The organism is Leptothrix toolikensis (SeqCode), from assembly GCF_057922285.1.
In genome coordinates this window covers 1-23396 of the sequence record NZ_JBYSVC010000039.1, presented here as the reverse complement: position 1 = coordinate 23396, position 23396 = coordinate 1, and the positions used below count along the sequence as shown (strand labels likewise).

Annotated in this window: 27 protein-coding genes and 1 pseudogene; 20 read left to right on the top strand and 8 right to left on the bottom strand. The window is 62.3% G+C overall.

Going from position 1 to position 23396, the window contains the following annotated elements; translation table 11 throughout:
- The 12 genes from AC3VI7_RS07595 to tolQ all read left to right on the top strand — a co-directional run.
- The coding region (locus tag AC3VI7_RS07595) for an AMP-binding enzyme (RefSeq protein WP_489671447.1) at nucleotides 1-814 on the top strand (814 nt) is incomplete at its 5' end.
- Between the two features lie 36 nt (nucleotides 815-850).
- The gene (locus AC3VI7_RS07590) at nucleotides 851-1192 is read left to right on the top strand and encodes a CidA/LrgA family protein (RefSeq protein ID WP_489671137.1); all 342 of its coding nucleotides are present in this window, start codon (nucleotides 851-853) and stop codon (nucleotides 1190-1192) included.
- On the top strand, nucleotides 1185-1907 hold the full coding sequence (locus AC3VI7_RS07585) for an LrgB family protein (RefSeq protein ID WP_489671136.1): 723 nt from the start codon (nucleotides 1185-1187) through the stop codon (nucleotides 1905-1907). Before AC3VI7_RS07590 ends, AC3VI7_RS07585 begins: the two co-directional genes overlap by 8 nt.
- 72 nt (nucleotides 1908-1979) lie before the next feature.
- Nucleotides 1980-2615 carry an Eco29kI family restriction endonuclease gene (locus AC3VI7_RS07580; protein ID WP_489669639.1) on the top strand — a complete coding sequence of 212 codons (636 nt, stop codon included), beginning with the start codon at nucleotides 1980-1982 and terminating at the stop codon, nucleotides 2613-2615.
- Nucleotides 2616-2621: 6 nt separating this feature from the next.
- Entirely contained in the window at nucleotides 2622-3743 is a 1122-nt protein-coding gene (locus tag AC3VI7_RS07575; RefSeq protein WP_489669640.1) for a DNA cytosine methyltransferase, read from the top strand.
- Nucleotides 3743-4177: a PaaI family thioesterase gene (locus AC3VI7_RS07570; RefSeq protein ID WP_489669641.1), complete on the top strand. Its 435-nt coding sequence runs from the start codon at nucleotides 3743-3745 to the stop codon at nucleotides 4175-4177. Before AC3VI7_RS07575 ends, AC3VI7_RS07570 begins: the two co-directional genes overlap by 1 nt.
- Nucleotides 4178-4251: 74 nt before the next feature.
- A complete protein-coding gene (ribBA, locus tag AC3VI7_RS07565) occupies nucleotides 4252-5340 on the top strand; it encodes a bifunctional 3,4-dihydroxy-2-butanone-4-phosphate synthase/GTP cyclohydrolase II (protein ID WP_489669642.1) in 1089 nt (362 codons plus the stop codon).
- 41 nt (nucleotides 5341-5381) lie between these two features.
- Nucleotides 5382-5846: a 6,7-dimethyl-8-ribityllumazine synthase gene (gene ribH, locus AC3VI7_RS07560; protein WP_489669643.1), complete on the top strand. Its 465-nt coding sequence runs from the start codon at nucleotides 5382-5384 to the stop codon at nucleotides 5844-5846.
- Nucleotides 5843-6376, top strand: coding sequence for a transcription antitermination factor NusB (nusB, locus tag AC3VI7_RS07555; protein WP_489669644.1), 534 nt, complete (start codon nucleotides 5843-5845; stop codon nucleotides 6374-6376). The genes ribH and nusB overlap by 4 nt, the downstream gene beginning before the upstream one ends.
- Nucleotides 6377-6429: 53 nt before the next feature.
- A complete protein-coding gene (locus AC3VI7_RS07550; protein ID WP_489669645.1) occupies nucleotides 6430-7548 on the top strand; it encodes a serine/threonine-protein kinase in 1119 nt (372 codons plus the stop codon).
- Nucleotides 7549-7622: 74 nt separating this feature from the next.
- Nucleotides 7623-8033 carry a tol-pal system-associated acyl-CoA thioesterase gene (ybgC, locus tag AC3VI7_RS07545; protein WP_489669646.1) on the top strand — a complete coding sequence of 137 codons (411 nt, stop codon included), beginning with the start codon at nucleotides 7623-7625 and terminating at the stop codon, nucleotides 8031-8033.
- Entirely contained in the window at nucleotides 8030-8740 is a 711-nt protein-coding gene (gene tolQ / locus AC3VI7_RS07540; protein ID WP_489669647.1) for a protein TolQ, read from the top strand. Before ybgC ends, tolQ begins: the two co-directional genes overlap by 4 nt.
- Here the strand turns inward: tolQ and rsmI are convergent.
- Nucleotides 8737-9687 (bottom strand): 16S rRNA (cytidine(1402)-2'-O)-methyltransferase, encoded by a 951-nt coding sequence (gene rsmI / locus AC3VI7_RS07535; protein ID WP_489669648.1) that lies wholly within the window; start codon nucleotides 9685-9687, stop codon nucleotides 8737-8739. The two genes, tolQ and rsmI, sit on opposite strands and share 4 nt — an antisense overlap.
- A 42-nt stretch (nucleotides 9688-9729) precedes the next feature.
- Here rsmI and AC3VI7_RS07530 point away from each other — a divergent pair, with 42 nt between their 5' ends.
- Genes AC3VI7_RS07530 through AC3VI7_RS07520 form a run of 3 tightly spaced genes read left to right on the top strand, consistent with a single transcriptional unit; the run spans nucleotide 9730 to nucleotide 11441 of the window.
- The gene (locus tag AC3VI7_RS07530; protein ID WP_489669649.1) at nucleotides 9730-10110 is read left to right on the top strand and encodes a YraN family protein; all 381 of its coding nucleotides are present in this window, start codon (nucleotides 9730-9732) and stop codon (nucleotides 10108-10110) included.
- Between the two features lie 51 nt (nucleotides 10111-10161).
- Entirely contained in the window at nucleotides 10162-10761 is a 600-nt protein-coding gene (locus AC3VI7_RS07525) for a phosphoheptose isomerase (protein WP_489669650.1), read from the top strand.
- Between the two features lie 17 nt (nucleotides 10762-10778).
- Nucleotides 10779-11441 (top strand): BON domain-containing protein, encoded by a 663-nt coding sequence (locus AC3VI7_RS07520; RefSeq protein WP_489669651.1) that lies wholly within the window; start codon nucleotides 10779-10781, stop codon nucleotides 11439-11441.
- A 35-nt stretch (nucleotides 11442-11476) separates the two neighbouring features.
- Here AC3VI7_RS07520 and AC3VI7_RS07515 read toward each other — a convergent pair whose 3' ends face one another.
- From AC3VI7_RS07515 to AC3VI7_RS07505, 3 genes and pseudogenes are all read right to left on the bottom strand, one after another.
- Entirely contained in the window at nucleotides 11477-12370 is an 894-nt protein-coding gene (locus AC3VI7_RS07515) for an NAD(P)-dependent oxidoreductase (RefSeq protein ID WP_489669652.1), read from the bottom strand.
- Between the two features lie 122 nt (nucleotides 12371-12492).
- Nucleotides 12493-13578, bottom strand: a pseudogene (locus AC3VI7_RS07510) (PilT/PilU family type 4a pilus ATPase); the annotation flags it as partial.
- A 51-nt stretch (nucleotides 13579-13629) separates the two neighbouring features.
- Nucleotides 13630-14673 (bottom strand): type IV pilus twitching motility protein PilT, encoded by a 1044-nt coding sequence (locus AC3VI7_RS07505; RefSeq protein ID WP_489669653.1) that lies wholly within the window; start codon nucleotides 14671-14673, stop codon nucleotides 13630-13632.
- A gap of 70 nt (nucleotides 14674-14743) precedes the next feature.
- Here AC3VI7_RS07505 and AC3VI7_RS07500 point away from each other — a divergent pair, with 70 nt between their 5' ends.
- Genes AC3VI7_RS07500 through proC form a run of 3 tightly spaced genes read left to right on the top strand, consistent with a single transcriptional unit; the run spans nucleotide 14744 to nucleotide 19271 of the window.
- The gene (locus AC3VI7_RS07500; RefSeq protein ID WP_489669654.1) at nucleotides 14744-15433 is read left to right on the top strand and encodes a YggS family pyridoxal phosphate-dependent enzyme; all 690 of its coding nucleotides are present in this window, start codon (nucleotides 14744-14746) and stop codon (nucleotides 15431-15433) included.
- Nucleotides 15434-15456: 23 nt separating this feature from the next.
- Nucleotides 15457-18438: an L-glutamate gamma-semialdehyde dehydrogenase gene (locus AC3VI7_RS07495; RefSeq protein ID WP_489669656.1), complete on the top strand. Its 2982-nt coding sequence runs from the start codon at nucleotides 15457-15459 to the stop codon at nucleotides 18436-18438.
- Entirely contained in the window at nucleotides 18435-19271 is an 837-nt protein-coding gene (gene proC / locus AC3VI7_RS07490; RefSeq protein WP_489669657.1) for a pyrroline-5-carboxylate reductase, read from the top strand. The genes AC3VI7_RS07495 and proC overlap by 4 nt, the downstream gene beginning before the upstream one ends.
- Here proC and AC3VI7_RS07485 read toward each other — a convergent pair.
- The 4 genes from AC3VI7_RS07485 to AC3VI7_RS07470 are packed head-to-tail and all read right to left on the bottom strand — an operon-like array spanning nucleotide 19247 to nucleotide 21641.
- Nucleotides 19247-19894, bottom strand: a complete 648-nt coding sequence (locus tag AC3VI7_RS07485) for a GNA1162 family protein (protein ID WP_489669658.1) — start codon at nucleotides 19892-19894, stop codon at nucleotides 19247-19249. The two genes, proC and AC3VI7_RS07485, sit on opposite strands and share 25 nt — an antisense overlap.
- Nucleotides 19891-20268: a DUF4810 domain-containing protein gene (locus AC3VI7_RS07480; RefSeq protein WP_489671446.1), complete on the bottom strand. Its 378-nt coding sequence runs from the start codon at nucleotides 20266-20268 to the stop codon at nucleotides 19891-19893. The genes AC3VI7_RS07485 and AC3VI7_RS07480 overlap by 4 nt, the downstream gene beginning before the upstream one ends.
- An 18-nt stretch (nucleotides 20269-20286) precedes the next feature.
- A complete protein-coding gene (locus tag AC3VI7_RS07475) occupies nucleotides 20287-20649 on the bottom strand; it encodes a hypothetical protein (RefSeq protein ID WP_489669660.1) in 363 nt (120 codons plus the stop codon).
- Complete coding sequence (locus AC3VI7_RS07470; RefSeq protein WP_489671445.1) at nucleotides 20649-21641, bottom strand: CsgG/HfaB family protein; 993 nt, start codon at nucleotides 21639-21641, stop codon at nucleotides 20649-20651. The genes AC3VI7_RS07475 and AC3VI7_RS07470 overlap by 1 nt, the downstream gene beginning before the upstream one ends.
- A 74-nt stretch (nucleotides 21642-21715) precedes the next feature.
- Between AC3VI7_RS07470 and AC3VI7_RS07465 the strand changes: the two genes are divergently transcribed.
- Both AC3VI7_RS07465 and AC3VI7_RS07460 read left to right on the top strand, forming a co-directional pair.
- The gene (locus AC3VI7_RS07465; RefSeq protein ID WP_489671145.1) at nucleotides 21716-22987 is read left to right on the top strand and encodes a Glu/Leu/Phe/Val family dehydrogenase; all 1272 of its coding nucleotides are present in this window, start codon (nucleotides 21716-21718) and stop codon (nucleotides 22985-22987) included.
- A gap of 45 nt (nucleotides 22988-23032) precedes the next feature.
- On the top strand, nucleotides 23033-23396 hold a 364-nt coding region (locus tag AC3VI7_RS07460; RefSeq protein WP_489671444.1), incomplete at its 3' end, for a hemerythrin domain-containing protein.

The following is a 23396-nucleotide window of genomic DNA, read 5'->3' as shown; positions in this document are numbered from 1 at the left end:
GGCCGGTGAACCGCTCGACGAGCCGACCGCCAAGTGGATCGCTGAAGCCTTGGGCAAGCCGATCGTGGACAACTACTGGCAGACCGAAACCGGCTGGCCGATCATGGCGGTCTGCAACGGCGTTGAGACGGCTCCGAGCAAGTTTGGCTCGCCCGGCAAGGCGGTCTACGGCTACGACGTCAAGCTGATCGACGAGACCACCGGCGAAGCCATCACCGAGCCCAACAAAAAGGGCGTGGTCGCCGTCGAAGGCCCCCTGCCGCCGGGCTGCTTGCAAACCGTGTGGGGCGACGACAAGCGGTTCGTGAGCACCTACTGGACCAGTATTCCCGGCAAGACCATGTACTCGACCTTCGACTGGGGCGTGCGTGACGAAGACGGCTACTTCTACATCTTGGGTCGCACCGATGACGTGATCAACGTCGCCGGTCACCGCTTGGGCACCCGCGAAATCGAGGAAAGCATCTCCAGCCACCCGGCAGTGGCCGAAGTCGCCGTGGTCGGTGTGGCCGATCAGCTCAAGGGCCAAGTCGCCATGGCGTTTGCCGTGGTCAAGGACGCCAGCCGTATCGCCACCGCCGACGAAGCCCGCAAGCTCGAAGCAGAAATCTTCAAGGTGGTCGATGGTCAGCTCGGCGCGGTCGCCCGTCCGGCCCGCGTGCGCTTCGTCACCACCTTGCCCAAGACCCGTTCGGGCAAGGTGCTGCGGCGTGCCATCCAAGCAGTCTGCGAAGGCCGTGACGCCGGGGATCTGACCACCATGGAAGATCCGGGCGCGCTCATGCAGATCAAAGATCTGGTCACCCCGAGCTAAGCCGCTCACAGCCGCCCGCGCCTCACCTCTCGCCTCATGCAAGCCCTGCGTGGTTTTGCCCTGCTCTTGGTCTTCCAGACCTTGGGCGAAGTGTTGACACACGCCTTGGGCTGGCTGATGCCGGGTCCGGTGCTCGGGCTGGTGCTGCTTTTTGCCGCCCTGTTCTGGGCCCCGCTGCGCGAGCCCATCGAAGCGGCGGCGCAGGTGCTGCTGGCGCATCTGTCGCTGCTGTTCGTGCCCGTGGGGGCCGGCATCATCATGCACACCGGCTTGCTGGCCCAGTACGGCCTGCAACTGGTGTTCACCATCGTGATTTCGACGGCCGTCGGCATCGCGGTCACCGCGTGGGTGCTCCAAGCCCTGTTGCGCCATGAATGAAGTCGCCCAACTCTGGGTCTATCTCGCCTCCAGCCCGCTCTTTGGCCTGAGTGCGACCTTGGTGGCTTATGTGCTGGCGCATGCGCTTTTTGTGCGCTTGGGCTCACCGCCTTGGGCCAACCCGGTGCTGGGCGCAGTGCTGATCCTCAGCGTTGTCCTCAGCCTGACCCACACGCCCTACCCCACCTACTTTGCGGGGGCGCAGTTCGTCCACGTGATGCTGGGCCCGGCTGTGGTGGTGATGGGCTGGCCGCTGTGGCAACGGCGCACGGAGCTGCGCCGCCGAGGCTTCTTCCTGCTGATCGCCGCCTTGCTCGGCGGTGCGGCCGCCACGCTCAGCGCGGTGTTGATCGGCAGCTTGTTTGGCCTCGATAGCAACGTGCTGCGCTCCCTGGCCCCCAAATCGGTCACCGCTTCGGTGGCGATGGGCATCGCCGAGCACATCGGCGGCATCCCCGCTTTGGCCGCAGCGTTTGTGCTGATCACCGGCATCAGCGGCGCGCTGATCGGCAAATATTTGCTCGACGCCATGCACATCCACGACTGGAGCGTGCGCGGTTTCGCCTTGGGCAACGCCGCCCACGGCATCGGTGCCGCCCGCGCCATGCAAGTCCACCCCGACGCCGGTGCCTACGCCGGCCTCGCCCTCAGCCTCCAAGCCCTGCTCTCCTCCATCCTGATGCCGTGGCTGGTGCCGCTGTTGATGTCCCAGTGAGCGTTGGTTTGAACACCGCTGGACATAGCGCTTCAGCACATAGACTCCGCGCTTGGCTTCTGCTTTGCTCCGATGAAAAACGCCTTCGACCGTTCCAAGCATGTCTACAAAAACGATCAGTTTGATGAACTGATCAAGGATGCTGTTCGTTTCTTCAATGGCACGCCGGTTCACAGCCTGCCAACGCCGGCATCGTTCTCTGGCACAGGCGTTTATGCGCTGTACTACACCGGCAAAGCCGCGCCGTACAAAACCTACGGTGAACTCAACCGGCTGGCGTACAACGTCCCGATCTATGTGGGAAAAGCTGTTCCGAGGGGCTGGCGTCAAGCACGGACTTCGGATAGCGCCGCCGTCCAATCCAACGAACTCCATAGCCGACTGAGAGAACACAGTCGCAATATAGGTCTGGTTGATGGTCTTGATCTCGAAGACTTCATGTGTCGCTTTGTCATTTTTGAAGACACCGCTTCCGACATGATCGGAACGGTGGAAGCCAAATTGATCAAAATTCATCGCCCTTTATGGAACGTATCCTTGGATGGTTTTGGCAACCATGATCCGGGCAGCGGGCGTTATGAACAAGCCAGGTCAGATTGGGACGTTATTCACCCCGGACGACTATGGGCTCATAAATGCATGGGCAAAGCAACGCAGAAAGAAGTCATTCTTCAATCCATTCAAGATCATTTGAATTCCTTGGGTTGACCGCAAATGAATTCACTGGAATTATTCTCTGGCGCTGGCGGTCTCGCCAAGGGTTTGGAGTTGGCGGGCTTTTCTCATGCAGCGTTTGTTGAATACAACAAGCATGCTTGTGCTTCACTGCGTCAGAATTTCCAAGCTGACAAAGTATTTTTTGGCGACATCAGAGATTTTGATTTCAAAAAACTCGACCAGATTGATGTCGTCGCAGGTGGCCCGCCATGCCAGCCTTTTTCTTTGGGGGGCAAGCATCAAGCTTACGACGATGCCCGGGATATGTTTCCCCATGCCATCAAAGCCATTGAGGCATTGGCCCCCAAGGCGTTCATTTTTGAGAATGTTAAAGGATTACTGCGCCCCGGCTTCGCAGATTATTTTGAATACATTCTGCTGCGACTGAGTTACCCAGATCGAAAAGCCAAACCACACCAAGATTGGCGTGATCATTTGGCTGATCTGAAGTGCCCCACTCAAAAGGGCCAAAGGGTTCATGGCCTGCAATACGACGTGAGCTACAAGCTCATCAATGCGGCTGATTATGGTGTGCCGCAAACACGAGAACGCGTTCTCATCGTTGGGCTGCGCTCAGACCTTGGTTTGACATGGTCGTTTCCACAACCCACCCATTCAGAAGATCGCCTGCGATGGGAGATGGTTGTATCCGGCGACTATTGGCACCAACATAGTTTGCCCCCACCTGTCACCCAAGCTGACACCACACTACAGACGAGATATGGGTTCTTTGAACCTGAAGGTCTTCCTTGGAGAACGGTTCGCGATGTCATCAAGGACATGCCTGACCCACGCGAAAACCATGCGATTGCAGATCATCTCTTCAAGGAAGGAGCACGGTCTTACCCGGGGCACACAGGGAGTGATCTGGACTGGCCCGCCAAAACGATCAAAGCGGGTGGGCACGGCGTCCCTGGTGGGGAAAACATGATTCGCTACCCCGACGGTAGCCTGCGGTATTTCACCGTTTTTGAGGCCAAGCGCATCCAGACCTTTCCTGATGATTTCCGCATCGCTGGCGCATGGGGTGAGGCGATGCGCCAGATTGGCAACGCCGTCCCGGTCTCTCTGGGCGCATGCTTGGGCCGACAACTGGCCAAAACCTTGGCGAACACATGATGAACTTCCCCGTCCACATTCCCTTCATCGAGTCTCTCGGCTTTGAGTTGCTGCGCTTCGAGGCGGGCGAGGCTGAAATTGGGGTGAACGTGGTTGAAACACAGCTCAACTCCTTTGGGGTGGTACACGGCGGGTTGTGCATGACGCTGCTGGATGTGGCGATGTCGCACGCGGCGCGCAGCCTAAACCGCGATCAATCCGATGGGGGCCCGGGCGTGGTGACGGTGGAGATGAAAACCACCTTCATGCGCCCCGGTGAAGGGCGCTTACGGGCTGCTGCCCGGGTGCTGCACGCCAGCAGCACGCTGGTGTTCACGCAGGGCGATATCTTCAACAGCAGCGGCGCGCTCTGCGCCCACGCCACCGGCACCTTCAAGTACTTGCGCAAGCTCCCGACCACCGACCGGGCCTTGCGAGCGTTGCAGCGGCGATAAACATACACATTTGTTAAGAGCGTGGTCATGGTGTACATGCGCCTGCAAGCCCACCCCCGCCTACAATTCGCGGCATGTCAATTTCTCCTATCCCAGAACTGGTGGCCGAACTGGCCGCCGGACGCATGGTCATCCTTGTGGATGAAGAAGATCGTGAAAACGAGGGCGACTTGGTGATGGCGGCTGACCGCGTCACGCCCGAGGCGATCAACTTCATGGCCAAGCATGGCCGGGGCCTGATTTGCCTGACGCTGACGCGTGAGCGCTGCGAGCATTTGCGCCTGCCGCCGATGGCCCCGCGCAACGGCACCAAACACGGCACGGCCTTCACGGTGTCCATCGAAGCCGCCACCGGCGTGACCACCGGCATCTCGGCCGCCGACCGGGCGCGCACGATCCAAGTGGCGGTGGACCGCGCCAGCACGGCGGCTGATTTGGTGCAACCGGGTCACATCTTTCCGCTCCAAGCCCAAGACGGTGGTGTGCTGATGCGCGCTGGTCACACCGAAGCGGGCTGTGATTTATCGCGCATGGCCGGCCTGAAGCCCGCCGCCGTGATCTGCGAAATCATGAGTGACGACGGCACCATGGCTCGCCTGCCCGAGCTGATCGTCTTTGCCAAAACGCACGGCTTGAAGATCGGCACCATCGCCGACTTGATCACCTACCGCAGCCGCAACGAAACGCTCATCGAACGCCTGTCGCAGCAAAGCCTCAGCACGCCTTGGGGCACGTTTGAGTGCCAAAGCTTCCGCGACCGCAGCGGCCAAGTGCATCTGGCCCTGACCCAAGGGACATGGACAGCTGAAGATGACGTCTTGGTGCGCGTCCATGAACCGCTCTCGGTGCTGGATTTGCTCGACACGGCCAGCCACCGCCATTCGTGGCCGCTGCCGCAGGCACTGCAAACCATTCAAAACGAAGGCCGAGGCGTGGCGGTGCTGCTCAACTGCGGCCGCGACGCCGAGGCCTTGCTGGGCCAACTTGCGCCGGCCATGGTGGAACCCCAACGCACGGGCGTGGACTTGCGCACCTATGGTGTCGGCGCACAGATCCTGCGCGAACTGGGGGTGCGGCGTATGAAGTTGATGAGCAATCAGCTGCGCATGCCCAGCATGACGGGTTACGGTTTGGAAGTGACCGGCTTCTTGCCCGCCGCCTAAACGGAACACCGACAACAACGATTTGAACTTGGGAGCCTGAAATGTTGAAAGCCGATAAAGGTCAGAGCGTCAATCTGAGCGGCAAGGGCTTGTCGATTGCCGTGGTGCAAGCGCGCTTCAATGCCGGCATCACGGATCGCATGACACAGATCTGCCGCGCTGAACTCATCTTGATGGGGGTGAAAGAGCGTGACTTCAAAGTGGTCACGGTGCCGGGTGCCCTAGAAGTACCCATCGCCCTCAAGGCACTCGCTGACGGCGATGACTACGACGCCCTGATCGCCATCGGCTGCATCATTCGCGGCGAAACCTATCACTTTGAACTCGTGGCCAACGAGAGCGGCTCGGGCGTGACCCGGGTCAGCCTCGACTACGGCATCCCGATTGCGAATGCCATCCTCACCGTTGAAGACATGGTGCAGGCCGAGGCCCGTGTTGAAGAAAAAGCCCGTGACGCGGCTCGCGTGGCCATCGAAATGGCCAATCTGCTGGAAGAACTGACTTGAACGATACCCTCTCCCCCGCCACCAGCGCCACGAACGCAGCTAATGCCGCCAATGCCGCCCCCGAGGCCAAGAAACGCCCGGAACGGCCCAAGTCATCGCGTCGGCGCTCGCGCGAGTTCGCCCTGCAAGGCCTTTATGAATGGCTCGTCACGCGCTCGGAAACCAGCGTGATCAGTGCCCACATGCGCGAACAGGACGACTTCGGCAAATGCGATGCTGCGCACTTTGACGCGCTGCTTGAAGGCTGCATCGCCCAAGCGCCCGAGCTTGAAGCGCTGATGCGCCGTCACATCGACCGCCGGCTCCAAGACCTCTCGCCGGTGGAACACAGCGTGCTCTTGATCGGCCTGTTCGAGCTGCAAAACTTCGTGGCCATCCCTTACCGGGTGGCGATCAACGAAGCTGTTGAGTTGGCCAAGGCCTTCGGCGGCACCGACGGTCACAAGTACGTCAACGGCGTGCTCGACCGGACCGCTGCGGATCTGCGCCCTGAAGAGGTCCAAGCGCAACGACAGCAACGCGGCGGCTGATCTCCACGCCTTCTGAGACGCCCTTGGTCATGCTCCATTCCTCCAGACCGCCCGTGCGCGATCGCTCCGACGACGATGCGGGGGAGTCCACCCTGCCCGGCGATCTGGAGCCGACGCATGGCATGGAGGCCAGCTTGGCCGGTGCGGAGTCTCTCTGGCCAGGGCAGCACACCGACCCAGAAGCCAGCCATGCGCCTGAGCGCGTGGTGGCCCTGCCCACGGTGGGCCATATCGGGCGCTACCAGCTCAAATACCACCTTGGCAAAGGCGGTATCGGTACCGTCTGGGCGGCCTACGACCCGCTGCTCTCGCGCCTGATCGCCATCAAGACGGTGCCGCTGGATTTGCCACAGCAGGATCTGCGGCGCATCAATCCGCAGTTCTTGGGCGAAGCGCGTGCTGCGGCCAACATGAGCCACAAACACATCGTCACGGTCTTTGACGCCGGCTTGAGCCCCGAAGGCGCTTACATCGCCATGGAGCTGCTCAACGGCAAGGACTTGGCGCAGATGCTGCGCTTGGGTTGGCGGCCAACGCCGGTAGAGTCGGCGCTGATCGTGCGTCGCATTGCCGACGCCTTGGCCTACGCCCACAGCCGGGGCGTGATTCACCGCGACATCAAGCCGGGCAACATTTTTATGGTCGGGCCGTCCAAGCCCTTGGTGCTGGATTTCGGCACCGCCAGCGTGGCGCACCGCAGCGAAGTGGGCGAGCCGGTGTTTGGTTCGCCCTATTACGCTTCGCCCGAACAAATTCAGGGCTTAAGCACCGACCCACGCACCGATGTTTATTCGCTCGGGGTGACGTTTTATGAGCTGCTCAGCGGCGAGAAGCCCTTCACCGGCCGATCCCTTGAAGACATCCTCGCCTCGGTGCGCAGGAGCCATCCCAAGCATTTACTGACCTTGGACCCGACCCTGCCGCGTGAGTTGGTCACCATCGTGCAAAAAGCCATGGCCGCCCTGCCTGAACAACGCCACGACAGCGCCGCCATGCTGTCCAAAGAAATCCGCCAATGGTTGTCATCGCATCCCGCCGAAATGGGTGACGCCGCCGAGAAAAATGGTGATCGCCCGGCATTTTCTCTGCGCCGCTACCTCAGCTTCGCCGCCATGGCCGGGCTTGGGGCCGCCGTCGCCGCAGCTGTGATGGCGTTGATGCAGCGCCATTGAAAAACATGGTCCATCCCCTGCCCCATCATCACCAGCACCAACACAACCGCTTGTCAGCGGATTTCAGGGTCTCCATGCGCATTTACTGGGAAGACACCGACGCTGGCGGCGTGGTGTTCTACGCCAACTACCTCAAGTTCTTTGAGCGCGCCCGCACCGAGTGGCTGCGCAGTGCGGGTTTCTCGCAAGAGGCCCTGCGCCACGAAACGCAGCGCATGTTTGTCGTCTCATCCACCGAAGTGCGCTACCTCGCCCCAGCACGGCTCGATGATCTGATCGATGTAAGCGTGTCTGTGGTCGAGGTGGGTCGCGCCAGCTTTCTCATTGATCAACAAGCCCGCCGGGGCAACGTGGTGCTGGCCGAAGGCCGGATCCGCGCCGGTTGTGTCGATGCCCGCACCTTCCGGCCGGCCCGCATGCCAGCGGCCCTGATCGCCGCCCTGCCCCTTCCACCCGAACTTCACGTTTCTCAAGCAGCACCATGAATCAGGACCTGAATATCCTGCACCTCGTCACCCAAGCCAGTTTCGTCGTCCAGTTGGTCATGGGCATCTTGCTCAGCGTCTCCGTGACCAGTTGGACCGTGATCATCAGCAAGTTTGTCGGCCTGAACCGGGTGCGCAACAACAACGAGACGTTTGAGCGCGAGTTCTGGGGCGGCAGCAGCTTGCAAGAGCTCTACAGCAGCAGCGAACACAACGCCGAAGAAGGCAAAGGCGCGCCCGTGGAGCGCATCTTCACGGCCGGCATGCGCGAATTCCTCAAGCTGCGTGAGCGGCGCATCAGCGACAGCGGCGCGTTGCTCGACGGCGCGCGCCGCGCCATGCGGGCCAGCTTGCAGCGCGAGATGGACGTGGTCGAGTCGCGCTTGTCCTTCCTCGGCACCGTCGGTTCGGTGTCACCGTACATCGGCCTGTTTGGCACCGTCTGGGGCATCATGCATGCCTTCACGGGCCTGTCGAACCTGCAACAAGTCACCTTGGCCACCGTGGCTCCGGGCATTGCCGAAGCGCTGGTCGCCACCGCCATCGGCCTGTTTGCCGCCATCCCGGCGGTGATCGCCTACAACCGCTTCGCCCACGACATCGACCGCATCGCCATGCAGATGGACACCTTCATGGAAGAGTTCTCCAACATCTTGGCGCGCAACATCGGTCAAAGCAGCGCAGGCACCGCCTCGGCCCAGCGTTAATCCTCAGCAGCAGCATCCTCGGCTTGGCGCAGCTCAAGGGCGCGGGCGTAAAGCGCCTTGCGCGGCTGGCTGCTCAATTCAGCGGCCAGATCAACCGCTTGGCGCAGCGGCAAAGCGCCCAACAAGGCGTTCAGCAGCTTCTCGGCCGCCGCTTGAGCCGGCAGCTCAGCGTCCACCGGGCTTTGGGCATGCAGCACCAGCACAAATTCTCCGCGCCGATGGTCGGCATCCTCAGCCAGCCAAGCCGGGCCCTGCGCAGCCGGCAAGGTGTGAATCTGCTCGAACTGCTTGGTCAACTCTCGGCACAGCGTGACGCGCCGCTCGGGCATGTGCTCGGCCAAAGCTTGCATGAGGGTTTCGATGCGATGCGGCGCTTCAAAAAGCACCGTGGTCATTGATTCCATCTGCAAGCGCTGAATGGCTTGGCTACGCTCGGCACCCTTGGGCGGCAAAAAGCCCACAAAGCGAAAACCGCCACCGCTCTTCTCGCCCGCTGAGCCGATATCGCCCGCCACCGACAAGGCCGTCAAGACGCTGCTCGGCCCCGGCAAAGGCACCACGTTGAACCCGGCCTGACGCACCGCCGCCACCAACCGCGCGCCCGGATCAGACACCGCAGGCGTGCCGGCATCACTGACAAAAGCCACCCGCTCGCCCAAAGCCAGCCGTTCGATGACGCGCTCAGCCGCTTGGCTTTCGTTGTGCTGATGCACTGCCATCAAGGCCGGTGACACCCCCAGACGATGCAGCATCTGCCCCGTCACCCGGGTGTCTTCGCAAGCCACGGCATGCACCGTGGCCAAGACATGGATGGCACGCAGACTCAAGTCGGCAAAGTTGCCAATCGGCGTGGCCACCACGTAGAGCGTTGCGGATGGGTATTGCTGGGCCCCGGCGGCGAACTGCGCGGCTTGTAAAAGAACAGACGAAGGCAACGTTGAGGACATGGCGTGGGTGACTGGGAACAATGCGTGAAAAGGGAGGCCGAAATGCCAACATCAGGAACAACCACCAAAGCTTGGGGTGACGCCGCTGAAACCCGTGCGCTGGCTCATCTGCAAGCCCACGGCTTGGCGCTGATAGCGCGCAATTATCGAGTGGCTGGCGGCCCCTCACGGCGCGGCGGCGAAATCGATTTGATCATGCGTGAGCGCGATGGCACCTTGGTCTTCGTCGAAGTCCGCCAACGCAGCTCCAGCGATTGGGGCGGGGCGGCGGCCAGCGTCACGGGGGTCAAACAGCGCCGGCTGATCCGCGCAGCACAGCATTACTTGCTGCGTCTGGCGGTTTGGCCACCGTGTCGCTTTGACGTCATCGCCATGGAAGATGACACCCTTGAATGGCTCAAAGCGGCCTTCGATGCCCGTTGAAGGTCGTTGAAGTCGGCGGAAACCCCTTCGGGCTCGAATATCATCGCGCCCATGCTCGAACAACGCATCCAGCAGCAGTTTTTTGACAGTGCTGACCTCAAATACACCGCCGCCGAAGCCATGACACGGCCTTTGGCCCAAGCGGTGCATGTCATTCTCGAAGCCATCACCAATGGCGGCAAAGTGCTGGCTTGCGGCAATGGCGGCTCAGCGGGCGACGCGCAACACTTTGCGGCCGAGTTTGTCGGCCGCTTCGAGCGTGATCGCCCCGGCTTGGCCGCCATCTCGCTGGTCACCGACACCTCGATCCTGACCGCCTTGGCCAACGACTACAGCTTCGAGCAGATCTTTGCCAAGCAAGTCCACGCCTTGGGCCAACCGGGCGACGTGCTGCTGGCCATCAGCACCAGCGGCAACTCGCCCAATGTGCTCGCCGCCATCGACGCCGCCCACGAAAAAGACATGACCGTGCTGGCCCTGACCGGCAAGGGCGGCGGGCAAATGGCGGCGCGACTGCTAGAGACCGACATCCACCTTTGCGTGCCGCACCAACGCACCGCCCGGATCCAAGAAGTTCATCTGCTGGCCTTGCACTGCTTGTGCGACGGCGTGGATACCTTGCTGCTGGGCGATGAAGACGGCGACGCTTGAACCCTATGCTGCATGCCATGCGAACTGCTTACACCGCTGCTCCCTCGTCTCGCTCCTCCCTGAGCTTGGGCCTCGCCCTTGCTGCAACCCTGCTGCTGAGCGGCTGCACGGCGCCCCTCATGCTGGGTACAGCGCTCTTTGGGGGCGCAGCTTGGGTCATGTCGGACAAACGCACACCGGGCTTGCAGCTCGAAGACCACACCATTGAGATCAAGGCCTACAACCGGGCGGTCGAACTCATTGGTGATAAGGGCCATGTGGTGGTGACCAGCTTCAACCGCCAAGTGCTGCTGACCGGCGAAGTCTTCAACGAGTCCGACAAGCGGGCGGTCGAGCAAGCGGCGCGGCGCGTCGAGAACGTCGCCAGCGTCACCAACGAGATGGTGGTGACGTGGCCGAGTTCGTCGTCAGAGCGTTCCAACGACCTGATGCTGGCGACCAAGGTCCGCGCCACCTTGATTGACGCCAGCAATTTGCCTTCCCAGGCGTTCAAAGTGGTGGTGGAGCGCGGAGTGGTTTATCTGATGGGCCGGGTCAAGGCGGCTGAAGCCAACAAGGCGACGGAGTTGACCCGCAACATCGCAGGCGTGCGCAAGGTGGTGCGACTGTTGGACATCGTCACGCCCGACCCCGCCGATCCAGCCTTGCTGCCACCCCGACCCACGACCAGCAACTTCTGAGTCAAAGGCGCGTCGGCGTCGGGCCGTGCCACGCCTTAGCGTAGCCGACGGATCAAGCTAGAGGTATCCCAACGTCCGCCGCCCAAGGCTTGGAGGTCGGCGTAGAAGCGATTGACCGTCTCGGTCACGGGCAAGGCCGCACCGTTGCGCTGAGCCTCGTCGAGCACGATGCCCAAGTCTTTGCGCATCCAATCGACCGCAAAGCCGAAATCAAAGCGGTCGGCCAGCATCGACAAGCCCCGGTTGTCCATTTGCCAGCTCTGCGCAGCACCTTGGCCGATCACGCCCAACACTTGGGGCATATCCAGCCCCGCTTTCTCGCCAAAGGCCAAGGCTTCTGACAAGCCTTGCAGCAAGCCGGCGATGCAAATCTGATTGACCATCTTGGCCAGCTGCCCACTGCCACTCGGGCCCACGTGGGTCACTGCCCGGGCGTAACACGCCAACACCGGCTGCACACGGGCAAAGGCTTCGGCTTCGCCGCCACACATCAGGGTCAGAAGGCCTTTTTCAGCGCCGACTTGGCCGCCGGACATGGGGGCATCCATGAAGGCCACCCCCGAAGCCTGCGCCACGCCGTGAAGCTCACGCGCCACGTTGGCCGACGCTGTGCTGTGATCGACGATCACGGCCCCGGCTTGCAAGCCGGCCAAGACGCCAGCCGGCCCCAGCAGCACCGAGCGCAAATCATCGTCGTTGCCCACACAAGTCATCACGATGTCCGCCCCCAACGCGGCTTGATGCGGGGTGGGGGCCACGACGGGTGCGATGGCACCAGCGTGCTGATGCGCTTGCCACCAAGCCTGCGCCTTGGCGTGGGTGCGGTTGTAAACCTGCACGCGGTAGCCATGACGCACCAAATGGGCGGCCATCGGCCCACCCATCACACCCAAGCCGATGAAGGCCAAGACGGGCTTCTGCACCGCCATCACACCAACCTCAAGTCGTCCAGACTACGACCACTGCCCATACCACTGCCACTGCCGGATTTGGTATTGCCGCCGGACGAGCTACCGGAACCACCGCCACCGCCCTTCGCAAGTTGGGCTCCACGTCCGGTACCCGTTTTCATCATGAGGCTCAAATCCCCCACCGAATCAGCGTTACGCAAGGCATCTTCAAGGGAGATTTGATGGCTCTGGAACAAGTCATAGAGAGCTTGGTCAAAGGTCTGCATGCCAATATCGCGGCCCTTTTTCATCACTTCCTTGATCTCAGCCACCGCACCCTTGAAGATCAAATCCGAAATCAACGGGGTATTGATCAAGATTTCAACCGCTGCGGCTCGCCCTGATTCGTTCTCACGCGGCACCAAGCGCTGAGAAATCATCGCCTTGAGATTGAGCGAAAGGTCCATCAGCAACTGTTGACGCCGCTCTTCGGGGAAGAAATTCACCACCCGATCCAGCGCCTGATTGGCGTTGTTGGCATGCAAGGTACCCACGCACAAGTGGCCCGTCTCCGCAAAGGCCAAGGCATGTTCCATGGTCTCTCGATCGCGGATTTCTCCCATCAAGATCACATCCGGGGCTTGGCGCAGGGTGTTTTTAAGCGCGGATTCCCAGTCGAGGCTGTCGATGCCGACCTCTCGCTGCGTCACGATGCTGTTCTTGTGCGGATGCACGAACTCAATCGGATCTTCGATGGTGATGATGTGATGCTGCGCGTTGGCATTGCGGTGATCAATCATGGCCGCCAGCGACGTGCTCTTGCCCGAGCCGGTCGCCCCCACCACGATCACCAAGCCACGCTTTTGCATGGCCACATCCTTCAAGACAGCCGGCAACGCCAAGCCGTCCATGGTGGGCACAGTCGTCGGGATGGTGCGCAGCACCATGCCCACATGCATCTGCTGCACAAAGGCATTGACCCGAAAGCGCCCCACACCTTGCGGCGAAATGGCGAAGTTGCACTCTTTGGTGCGCTCGAACTCAGCAGCTTGCTTGTCGCTCATGATGGCCCGAGCTAAGGCCAAGGTGTGCTGCCCCGTGAGAGGTTGCGGCGAGATCTTGGTCACCTTGCCATCAATTTTGATGGCCGGTGGGAAATCTGCCGTCAGGAAAAGATCTGAGCCCTTGCGCGAGACCAGCAAGCGCAGAAGGTCGTTGATGAACTTGGAGGCCTGGTCGCGTTCCATGGTGGGCTGGGGCTTAAGTTCTGGGAAGGGTCGAAAGCATGTTAACCCGGCTTAGCCCGGAAAGTTCTCAGGCACTTTGGCTTTGGAACGTGCTTCAGCAGGGGTGATCACATTGCGCTTGACCAAATCCGACAGCGCTTGATCAAGGGTCTGCATGCCTTGGGCTTGGCCGGTCTGGATCACCGAGTACATCTGCGCCACTTTGTTTTCGCGAATCAGGTTACGAATCGCGGGCGTGCCCAGCATGATTTCGTGCGCTGCCGCCCGACCCGTGCCGTCACGGGTCTTGCACAGGGACTGAGAAATCACGGCCACGAGCGATTCAGACACCATCGCCCGCACCATTTCTTTTTCAGCCGCCGGGAACACGTCAACGATCCGGTCCACGGTCTTGGCGGCGCTGGAGGTGTGCAGGGTACCGAACACCAAGTGACCCGTTTCAGCCGCTGACAGCGCCAGCTGGATGGTTTCCAAGTCACGCATTTCACCCACCAAGATCGCGTCCGGATCTTCCCGCAGGGCGGCCTTCAAGGCCGCAGCGAACGACTTGGTCTGCACGTGGACTTCACGCTGATTGACCAAGCATTTCTTCGACTCATGGACGAATTCGATGGGGTCTTCGACCGTCAGGATGTGGCCGTACTCGGTTTCGTTGAGGTGGTTGACCATGGCGGCCAAGGTGGTGCTCTTGCCCGAGCCCGTCGGGCCCGTCACCAGCACCATGCCTTTGGTCTTCAGGGCCAACTCGGCAAACAGCTTGGGGGCTTTCAGATCTTCGAGGGACAAGATCTTGCTCGGAATGGTCCGAAACACCGCTGCGGCACCCCGGTTTTGCACAAAGGCATTGACCCGAAAACGCGCCAAACCAGCGATGGGGAAGGAAAAGTCAGCCTCCCACATTTCGTCGTAGGTTTTGCGCTGCTTGTCATTCATGACGCCGTACACCATTTCCTTGACCTGTTCATGGGTCATCGGATCGACATTGATACGGCGCACATCCCCATTGACACGGATCATGGGGGCCAAGCCCGCCGAGAGGTGCAAGTCGGAGGCTTTGTTGCGGACGGTGAACTGGAGCAGGGATTCGATGTTCATCGGGCAGAACGAGTGAAAAATAAGAGCCGTGACCCCCGCAAATAAGGGGCTCGGAGTTAATCTGCGAATTATGACCACCCTCTCGACCCATCTTCAATCCGTTCATCGACACATCCACGACGCTTGTCGGGCCGCAGGGCGGGATGAGGACAGCGTTAAGTTGCTGGCCGTGAGCAAAACCCAGCCCGCTGATGCCGTTCGGGCCGTGTATGCCACCGGCCAGCGCGCCTTTGGCGAGAACTACGTCCAAGAAGCCTTGGACAAAATCAACACCTTGGCCGATCTACGCGCCAAGCTTGAATGGCACTTGATTGGCCCTTTACAAGCCAACAAAACAAGGGTGGTGGCGGAGGCTTTTGACTGGGTTCACAGCGTAGATCGTCTCAAGATCGCTCAACGCCTCTCCGATCAGCGGCCCAGCCATCTGCCACCGCTGTCGATCTGCCTACAAGTCAACATCAGCGCTGAAATCAGCAAAAGCGGCCTGAGCCCCGACAACGTGCGGCCGCTGGCCCATGAAATCGCCCGCCTGCCGCGCCTGCGCCTGCGGGGTTTGATGGCGATCCCCGAGCCCGCCGCCACGCTCGCAGCCCAACGTGTACCGCATCGCGCGCTACACACCCTTTTCGAACAGTTACGCGCCGACGGCCTTGATCTGGACACCTTATCGATGGGCATGAGCGCGGACATGGAAGCGGCCATCCTTGAAGGGGCCACCATGGTGCGCGTCGGCACCGCGATCTTCGGCGCGCGCAGCTGAGGCCCCTGCGACAAAAAACCACCATGCGCAACGAAAGCGACCAAAGCGGCGAAAGCCACCAAGCTCGAACGTTGCATGGACTGCATGGGCTGTCCTCGGCGGACTGGGAACACGTGGCCCAACGCGCCCGGCCCTGGATCGAAGCGGTCCGCACCCATCCCGCGCCGTTCTGGGCCTTGGAGTCGCTGCTGCAAAGCTATCCGATCTCCAGCCCTGAGGGCTTGGCCCTGATGCGTCTGGCCGAAGCCTTGTTGCGCATCCCCGACGACGCAACAGCGGCAAGGCTGATGCGCGATCAGCTGGGTCACGCGCCCTTCCCCTTGTGGGTTGGGGGCTGGAGTGCCGAACGGCTCCAGCACGTCGGCCTGCCGGGGGTGCTCAACATGGCCCGGCACGCGCTGCGCCTCTTGGGTGAGCAATTTGTTTTCGCCCAAGACCTGCCTGCCGCCTTGGCGCGCGCGCACCGAAACCGTCAAGGCCAGCCTCAGCTGCGCTACAGCTTCGACATGCTTGGCGAAGGGGCCCGCACCGCAGCCGACGCCCAAGCGCACCAAACGGCTTATCACCAAGCCATCGAACAGCTCGCCGCACGCGGTGTGCCCTCAAGCCCCGAAGAGGGTGACGGCCTTTCGATCAAGCTCTCGGCCTTGGAGCCGCGCTACGAAGCCCTTCAGCATGCCCGGGTGATGCGGCAACTCGTCCCCCGGGTGATGCAGCTGGTCGATGCCGCCGCCCGCGCCAACCTGAATCTGACCTTGGACGCCGAAGAAAGCGAGCGGCTGCCGCTGTCGCTGGCGGTGTTCGAGGCCTTGGCCAAGCATGTCGCTCAGCAGCATCCACACTGGCGTGGGCTGGGGCTGGCGGTTCAGGCCTACCAACGCCGGGCGATCGACACGGTGGACGAGGTGATCGCCATCGCCCGCCGCCAGCGCTTGCGGCTGATGGTGCGACTGGTGAAAGGAGCGTATTGGGATGCAGAGATCAAGCGCGCCCAGGTCTTGGGTCTTGATGACTACCCGGTCTGGACCCATAAAGACCATACCGACTTAGCGTACTTAGCCTGCGCCCGGCGCTTGCTGGCAGAGCCCTCGCTGATCTACCCACAGTTCGCCAGCCATAACGCCAGCAGCATCGCCGCCGTGATGCACATGGCAAACCCGCACATGGGACAGCACAACATCCCCTTCGAGCTGCAACGCCTGCACGGTATGGGCACAGGGTTGTACCAAGCGATCCGGCAAAGCACGGACGCCACCGCCCCACCGCACCCACCACCCGTGCGCATCTACGCCCCCGTGGGCGCGCAGCGCGATTTGCTGGCGTACTTGGTGCGCCGTTTGCTCGAAAACGGGGCCAACGCCTCGTTTGTTCATCAGCTGGCTGACCCGCAGCAGTCCGTTGAGACCTTGCTGGCTGCACCACAGGTCCAGCCCAGCGCCCCGGCCCACCTGCCGCTGCCACGCGATCTGTACGGCCCAGCACGACGCAACGCGCGCGGGCTGGATCTGTGCTCGCCCACCGATTTGGCCGCCGTGCAGCACACCCTTCGCACCTTGCCCTCCAGCCCGGAGGTGCCGCCGCATGGGCCGCAAGACGCTAACCGCGCTATGGCAAGCTTGGCCCGCGCCCAACCCCGCTGGAACGCCACCCCCTTGGTCGAGCGCTGCGCCGTGCTGCAACGCACCGCCGATGCGCTTGAAGCGCGCTTGGCCGAGTTCTGCGCCCGCTTGGTGCGTGAAGGCCGCAAGACGCTAGGCGATGCGCTGGCCGAAGTGCGCGAAACCATCGACCTCTGCCGCTACAACGCGCAACAAGCCATGGCGCAGCTCGCGCCCCAAACCCTGCCGGGGCCGACGGGCGAGCACAACGAGCTGCGCTTGCACGGACGCGGGGTGTTTGTCTGCATCAGCCCGTGGAACTTTCCGTTGGCGATCTTTGCTGGCCAAGGGGTGGCCGCTTTGGTAGCGGGCAACACCGTGGCAGCCAAACCCGCCGCGCAGACCCCAGCGGTGGCCGACGCCTTTGCCGAGCTGCTGTTCGACGCCGGTCTGCCACGCACGGCCCTGCGGGTGCTGCACGGCTCAGGCCCCACCGTGGGCATGGCCTTGGTCGCGCATCCGCTCTGTGCCGGGGTGAGCTTCACCGGCTCCACCGCCGTGGCCAAGACAATTCAGCGCCAGCTCGCAGCCAGCGACGGACCCATCGTCCCCCTGATCGCCGAGACCGGCGGCCTCAACGCCATGATCGTCGATGCCAGCGCCTTGCCCGAGCAGGTGGTGGACGCGGTGCTGCAAAGCGCCTTCGGCTCGGCCGGTCAGCGCTGCTCGTGCCTGCGCTTGCTGTGCCTGCACACCAGCATCGCCGAAGCTGTGCTGACGATGCTGGCCGGTGCAATGCAAACCTTGGTGCTGGGCGACCCCGCCGATGAAGCCACCGACATCGGCCCCATCGTGGACCGCGCCGCGCACGCCCAGCTGTGCCAACACCTCGAACGCCTAGAGCGCGACGCCAAGCTGGTGGCACGCACACCCATGCCGCCCAACTTCACCGCCATTCATGGGGCCACGCACATCGCCCCGGTGGTGTTTGAGCTCGGCAGCGTGGCGGAGCTGCGTGAGGAAATCTTCGGCCCCGTGCTGCATGTGGTGCGTTGGTCGGGGGGCGATTCTGGGGGTGATGACGGCGTGGATCAGCTGGTCGAGCAAATCAACGCGCTGGGCTATGGCCTGACGCTGGGGGTGCAGACCCGGCTGGACCAGCTTGCCGAACACATCGCCGACCAAGCCCGCGTGGGCAATGTGTACGTCAATCGCAACATGATCGGCGCGGTGGTGGGTGTGCAGCCTTTCGGCGGCCAAGGCCTGTCGGGTACCGGCCCCAAGGCGGGCGGGCCGCATTACCTGCCGCGCTTTTGCGTGGAACAAACCGTCACGCTCAACACCACCGCTGCCGGGGGCAACGCAACGCTGCTGAGCGCTGCTCATCAGTACACTGCCGGCCCATGAGCTCACACCCTACCCTTGCATTCATCGGCGGCGGCAACATGGCCAGCGCCATCCTCGGCGGCCTGATCGCCAGCGGCACCCCGGCCCAACACCTCGTGGTCGTTGAACCCTTCGAGGCCCAACGCGTGGTGCTGACCGAGAAGTTCGGCGTTCAAACCTTCGCCAGCGCCGAGGCCGCCTCCACCGCCTTGACGCAAGCCACGATGGTGGTCTGGGCAGTCAAGCCGCAAAGCTTTGCCGAAGCGGCGGCCCCTTGCGCGGCCTGGGTTCACCAAGCCGTGCAGGTGTCAGTGATGGCGGGCATCCGCAGCGACGCCATCGCCCGCGCCACCGGCTCAGACCGGGTGGTGCGCGCCATGCCCAACACCCCGGCGCTGATCGGTCAAGGCATCGCCGGCCTTTTTGCCCGCGCCTCGGTGAGCAGCACTGAGCGCCAACAGGTCGAAGCCCTGCTCGCCCCCACGGGCGCGCTGCTTTGGGTCGGGCAAGAAAGCGATCTCGACGCCGTGACCGCGCTATCCGGCTCGGGCCCGGCCTACATCTTTTATTTCATCGAAGCCATGATGACGGCGGCTGAGCGCATGGGTCTGAGCGCCGAGCAAGGCAAAGCCTTGGCGCTGGCGACCTTCTCTGGGGCCACCGAGTTGGCGCGCCGCTCGGACGAGTCGCCCGCCGTGCTGCGCGAGCGTGTCACCTCCAAGGGTGGCACCACCTACGCCGCCCTGAGCGCCATGAACGCCGCCCACGTGGACACCGCCTTCATCGACGCCATGCAAGCCGCCCGCCAGCGCGCCAGCGAACTGGGCGATCAGTTCGGTTCAGCCGGCCGATAAGGACCACGCGGTAACGCGGTCGCCCCTTGCCAGAACACCTGCTCGTGGGCCTGTCGGGCCAAGGGCATGTAGTTCGGCGCAGCGCGCGCCATGGCTGCCGCGATCACCGCACCCAGCAAGCCGTTGTTGTTGTTTTGCGGCTGGTACTGCTGCACTTGGTGCGCCTTCCACAGCTCCTGTGCGTCCTTGCTGACGATGCGGTAGTCAAACTCGACCGACACCGTCGTCTGCAAGACCACATAGCGCGCTTCCCAGCGCTTGATGGTGACGTAGAGGATGGCATCCGCGCCAAACAGCTTGGCCAAAGCCTGCGGCGGCTGCTTGTGGATCTGCTCGCCCTCGTAAAAGCCCTCCTGCTCCAACACCAGCTTGGTGGTGTGAACCGGGAAGACGTAGTAACCCTTCTCAGCCAGCGGTGCCGCCAGCGTCGCCAACAGGTAGTTGGGGGCATCGACATCGAGCGACTGATTGACCACCGGCACCACCAAGATGGAGCGCGGCACGGCCTTGGTGATCAAAGCGGGCTCAGCGGGGGGCGGGGGCGTGGCGCAACCGCCCAAAGCCAAGGCCGTCAAAACACCCAAGCACGCCCAAGAGGTAGAGGAGGTACGCAACATCGTCATGGCTTGCTCCCGGCAGCACGGCGCTCAATGGCGCGAATCATGGCAGTCATGAGCGCGCTGCTCTCCGGCCAAGCTTGCTGCTCCTTGCGGTAGTAGCTCACGGCCGTGTCGCTCTTGCCCGACTGAAAGTAAAGCGTCCCCAGCTCGGCGTACAAGCCCGGGGCGACTTTGCCCTTGGCCTCTTCTTGGGCCGTGATGTGTTCTTCGAGCTTGAGGCGCATCTCGACCGCTTTTTCCGGCTGCTTGTAGCTGCGGTAGAGCAAGCCCTCGTAATCGCCCCAGGCATAAAGCGGCTGGCGCTGTGCGCAACCGCCCACCAAAAGCAGCGTCAATGGCAGCATCCACAGACGTGACCAACGTGATAGACGTGACATGAACCCTCCCCAAAAACATCAAGGCAGGATCAAGGTGCGGCTGGTGCCATCACCGAGATACACCTGCTCGTCCAGCAACACCCGTGTGCCATCGCGCACCTGAATGCGATGCGTGCCCGGCAAGACCCGCAAGGTCCCTTGGCCTTCGATAGCCTCCAGCACCGATCCGGCGTCCAGACCATCGACCCACACCCGTGCAGCACCGGGGAAAACACCCCCTGCGGCCTTGAAAGCGATCTGCGGGCGCAGATCAGCCACGCTTTGCTTTTCAGTCGGAAACTGCACGCAGCCGCTCAAGCTCAGCAAGCAACTGCCTGAAGCCCCTGCCACCACGACCACCGAAGCGGCCATCGACATGGCCTTGATCATTGCGCGCTTCATCATTGACCCCCTTGCTGCCGCACCACCAAGTCGGTGAGTTTGTGGCCCGCCAAGGAGCCACTCACCACACTGACCACCGAGCCTTCGGTCGCTTCCGAATCGCCAAAGAGCGCATCCACCCGCACCTTGGCCACCTCTTGGCCCGGCAGCGTGATGTCAAAGCCGGTCTGGGGTGATTTGATCTTTTTGCCCACGGTCAACACCGCCAGCACCATGCCGGGCGTCAAGCCTTGGGCTTTGCCGCCCGCGAGAAAAATCTGGCCCTGCTCGGCGGCAAGAAACGCCGTCTGCCAAGGCCGAGCACTCAGCTCCGTCCCCAAGCGGCTGACCACATCGGACACCGCTTGGCGGATGGCCGCGTCGTTGAGCGTGCCGTCATAGCTGGCGGTGGAGCCAAAACCCAGGGTCGAGGCCGATTCCACCGAAGCCTCGCCCGCCCCTGAAGTGGCAAAGAACACGTGGGCGGTGCTGGTATCGACCAGCCGCACGTCGATCTTGGCAAACGCCACTTGGCGCTTGCTGTCCGAGAGAAAGCCGGTTTGGCCGATGTTCTTGCGGCCAAATTCGGTCAGCGAGCCGACGATCAGCGCATCCACGCCGATCACATTGAGCTGCGCGCCAGTGAGCTTGCCTTCTTCTTTGACGCGGCCCAGATCGGGGCGCTCAAAAACCAAGTAGCGCCCGGACTCCGTCAGCGCCTTGCTGAGCATGTCGGTGACTTGCTTGCCCAGCGGATCGTCTTGCGCGTCACGCAGCAACGACTGGCCGTAATGGGTTTCGTTGGAAATCCGCCCCAGCGCGATCTTGCGCTTGAGCTGCGGCACCGCCGGGGCAGCGTTCAGCACCGCTTGTTGCGCTTGGCGCTGCGCCGCTTGCGACGGCAGGGACTCGCGCTGGCTCACCGGCGGGGTTTGCACCGCACAACCCGCCAAAATCGTCGCGAGCGGTACCGCGAGCACCCAGTGCTTGTTGATCACCATCCTGTAACGCATGAAACGCGCTCCTTTGAAAAGCATTGGAATTCGGCTCACAAGCCTACGGCATGATGCACATCATGAATACCCTCATGAACACCTTGTCCTACGTTCAACCCACCGCGACCAGCCCCTGGGGCGTCTACTTGGCTCAAGTGGACCGGGTGCTACCGTACTTGGGTGAGCTGGCGCGCTGGGCCGAGACCTTGACGCATCCCAAACGCTCCTTGATCGTCGATGTGCCCATCGAGATGGACAACGGCACGGTGCAGCACTTCGAGGGCTACCGCGTGCAGCACAACCTGAGCCGGGGCCCGGGCAAAGGCGGGGTGCGCTATCACCCGCAGGTCAATCTGGAAGAAGTGATGGCGCTGGCCGCATGGATGACGGTCAAAAACGCCGCCTTGAACCTGCCCTACGGCGGGGCCAAGGGCGGCATCCGCGTCGATCCGAAGCTGCTTTCTTTGAAGGAGCTGGAGCGCTTGACACGGCGCTACACCAGCGAGATCGGCATCATCATCGGCCCGCAGCAAGACATCCCGGCACCCGACGTGAACACCAACCCGCAGATCATGGCGTGGATGATGGACACCTATTCGATGAACACCGGCACCACCGCCACCGGCGTCGTCACCGGCAAACCGATCCACTTGGGCGGCTCGCTCGGGCGGGTCAAAGCCACCGGCCGGGGCGTGTTTGTCACCGGCCGTGAAGCGGCGCGGCGACTCCATCTCGACTTGAACGGCGCGCGCGTGGCGGTGCAAGGCTTTGGCAATGTCGGCTCAGCAGCGGCCGAGCTCTTCCAGCAAGCCGGGGCCAAGATCGTGGCGATCCAAGACCATTCGGGCACGATCATCAACCCCAAGGGCTTTGACTTTGCCGAGCTCATGCCCTACGTCCAGCGCCACGGCGGGGTCCAAGGCTTTGCCCAAGGCGAAGCGGCCGACCACGAAGCGTTTTGGGATACCGACTGCGAAATTCTGATTCCGGCCGCCTTGGAAGGCCAGATCAACGTGGACCGCGCCGGCCGCATCAAGGCACGCTTGGTGCTTGAAGGGGCCAACGGCCCGACGCACCCAGATGCGGACGACTTGCTGCATGAGCGCGGCATTTTGGTGGTGCCCGACGTGATCTGCAACGCCGGCGGCGTGACGGTGTCGTACTTCGAGTGGGTGCAGGATTTTTCAAGCTTTTTCTGGACCGAAGACGAGATCAACCTGCGGCTCGACAAAATCATCGTGGACGCGCTGCGCCGCGTCTGGGACACCGCTGATCACCATCACATCACCTTGCGCACGGCGGCATTCACCGTCGCTTGTGGACGCATCCTTGCGGCACATCAGGAACGCGGCCTCTACCCTTGATACGCTCGGTAAGCGTCTATTTCGGGTCTGTTTTGGAGTTTGCCCATGTCCCACCCCTACGTCTGGTCCGAGGATCTGACCCTTCAGCATCCGCGCCTGGATGCCATCCACCAAGCCTTCATCGACCACTTGGCCTCAACCTACGTGGCCTTGGGTGCTGACCACGCCACGCTGTTGGAGCGCTTTGACGCCATGGTGGCGCACACCATCGAGCACTTCGAGATCGAAGACCGCTGGATGGTCGCCACCGGCTATCCCATTGAGAACTGCCACAGCTCGCAGCACCGCCAAGTGCTCGATCTGCTGCAAGACATCCGCCGACAAGTGCTTGAAAACGGCAGCGGCGAGCTGATCGGCCGCTTGTTGCCCGAACTGGTCGAATGGTTCAGCCAACACGCCCAAGGAGCTG

Excerpts from the sequence above, each read along its gene's own strand:
- AC3VI7_RS07580 (WP_489669639.1), top strand. The coding sequence starts at position 1,980 with ATGAAAAACGCCTTCGACCGTTCCAAGCATGTCTACAAAAACGATCAG.
- AC3VI7_RS07585 (WP_489671136.1), top strand. The coding sequence starts at position 1,185 with ATGAATGAAGTCGCCCAACTCTGGGTCTATCTCGCCTCCAGCCCGCTC.
- AC3VI7_RS07465 (WP_489671145.1), top strand. The coding sequence starts at position 21,716 with ATGAACACCTTGTCCTACGTTCAACCCACCGCGACCAGCCCCTGGGGC.
- AC3VI7_RS07480 (WP_489671446.1), bottom strand. The coding sequence starts at position 20,268 with ATGTCACGTCTATCACGTTGGTCACGTCTGTGGATGCTGCCATTGACG.
- AC3VI7_RS07505 (WP_489669653.1), bottom strand. The coding sequence starts at position 14,673 with ATGAACATCGAATCCCTGCTCCAGTTCACCGTCCGCAACAAAGCCTCC.
- ribH (WP_489669643.1), top strand. The coding sequence starts at position 5,382 with ATGTTGAAAGCCGATAAAGGTCAGAGCGTCAATCTGAGCGGCAAGGGC.
- AC3VI7_RS07590 (WP_489671137.1), top strand. The coding sequence starts at position 851 with ATGCAAGCCCTGCGTGGTTTTGCCCTGCTCTTGGTCTTCCAGACCTTG.
- AC3VI7_RS07475 (WP_489669660.1), bottom strand. The coding sequence starts at position 20,649 with ATGAAGCGCGCAATGATCAAGGCCATGTCGATGGCCGCTTCGGTGGTC.
- AC3VI7_RS07495 (WP_489669656.1), top strand. The coding sequence starts at position 15,457 with ATGCGCAACGAAAGCGACCAAAGCGGCGAAAGCCACCAAGCTCGAACG.
- ybgC (WP_489669646.1), top strand. The coding sequence starts at position 7,623 with ATGCGCATTTACTGGGAAGACACCGACGCTGGCGGCGTGGTGTTCTAC.
- AC3VI7_RS07525 (WP_489669650.1), top strand. The coding sequence starts at position 10,162 with ATGCTCGAACAACGCATCCAGCAGCAGTTTTTTGACAGTGCTGACCTC.
- proC (WP_489669657.1), top strand. The coding sequence starts at position 18,435 with ATGAGCTCACACCCTACCCTTGCATTCATCGGCGGCGGCAACATGGCC.
- ribBA (WP_489669642.1), top strand. The coding sequence starts at position 4,252 with ATGTCAATTTCTCCTATCCCAGAACTGGTGGCCGAACTGGCCGCCGGA.
- tolQ (WP_489669647.1), top strand. The coding sequence starts at position 8,030 with ATGAATCAGGACCTGAATATCCTGCACCTCGTCACCCAAGCCAGTTTC.
- AC3VI7_RS07515 (WP_489669652.1), bottom strand. The coding sequence starts at position 12,370 with ATGGCGGTGCAGAAGCCCGTCTTGGCCTTCATCGGCTTGGGTGTGATG.
- AC3VI7_RS07500 (WP_489669654.1), top strand. The coding sequence starts at position 14,744 with ATGACCACCCTCTCGACCCATCTTCAATCCGTTCATCGACACATCCAC.
- rsmI (WP_489669648.1), bottom strand. The coding sequence starts at position 9,687 with ATGTCCTCAACGTTGCCTTCGTCTGTTCTTTTACAAGCCGCGCAGTTC.
- AC3VI7_RS07470 (WP_489671445.1), bottom strand. The coding sequence starts at position 21,641 with ATGCGTTACAGGATGGTGATCAACAAGCACTGGGTGCTCGCGGTACCG.
- AC3VI7_RS07485 (WP_489669658.1), bottom strand. The coding sequence starts at position 19,894 with ATGACGATGTTGCGTACCTCCTCTACCTCTTGGGCGTGCTTGGGTGTT.
- AC3VI7_RS07520 (WP_489669651.1), top strand. The coding sequence starts at position 10,779 with ATGCGAACTGCTTACACCGCTGCTCCCTCGTCTCGCTCCTCCCTGAGC.
- AC3VI7_RS07570 (WP_489669641.1), top strand. The coding sequence starts at position 3,743 with ATGAACTTCCCCGTCCACATTCCCTTCATCGAGTCTCTCGGCTTTGAG.
- AC3VI7_RS07530 (WP_489669649.1), top strand. The coding sequence starts at position 9,730 with ATGCCAACATCAGGAACAACCACCAAAGCTTGGGGTGACGCCGCTGAA.
- AC3VI7_RS07575 (WP_489669640.1), top strand. The coding sequence starts at position 2,622 with ATGAATTCACTGGAATTATTCTCTGGCGCTGGCGGTCTCGCCAAGGGT.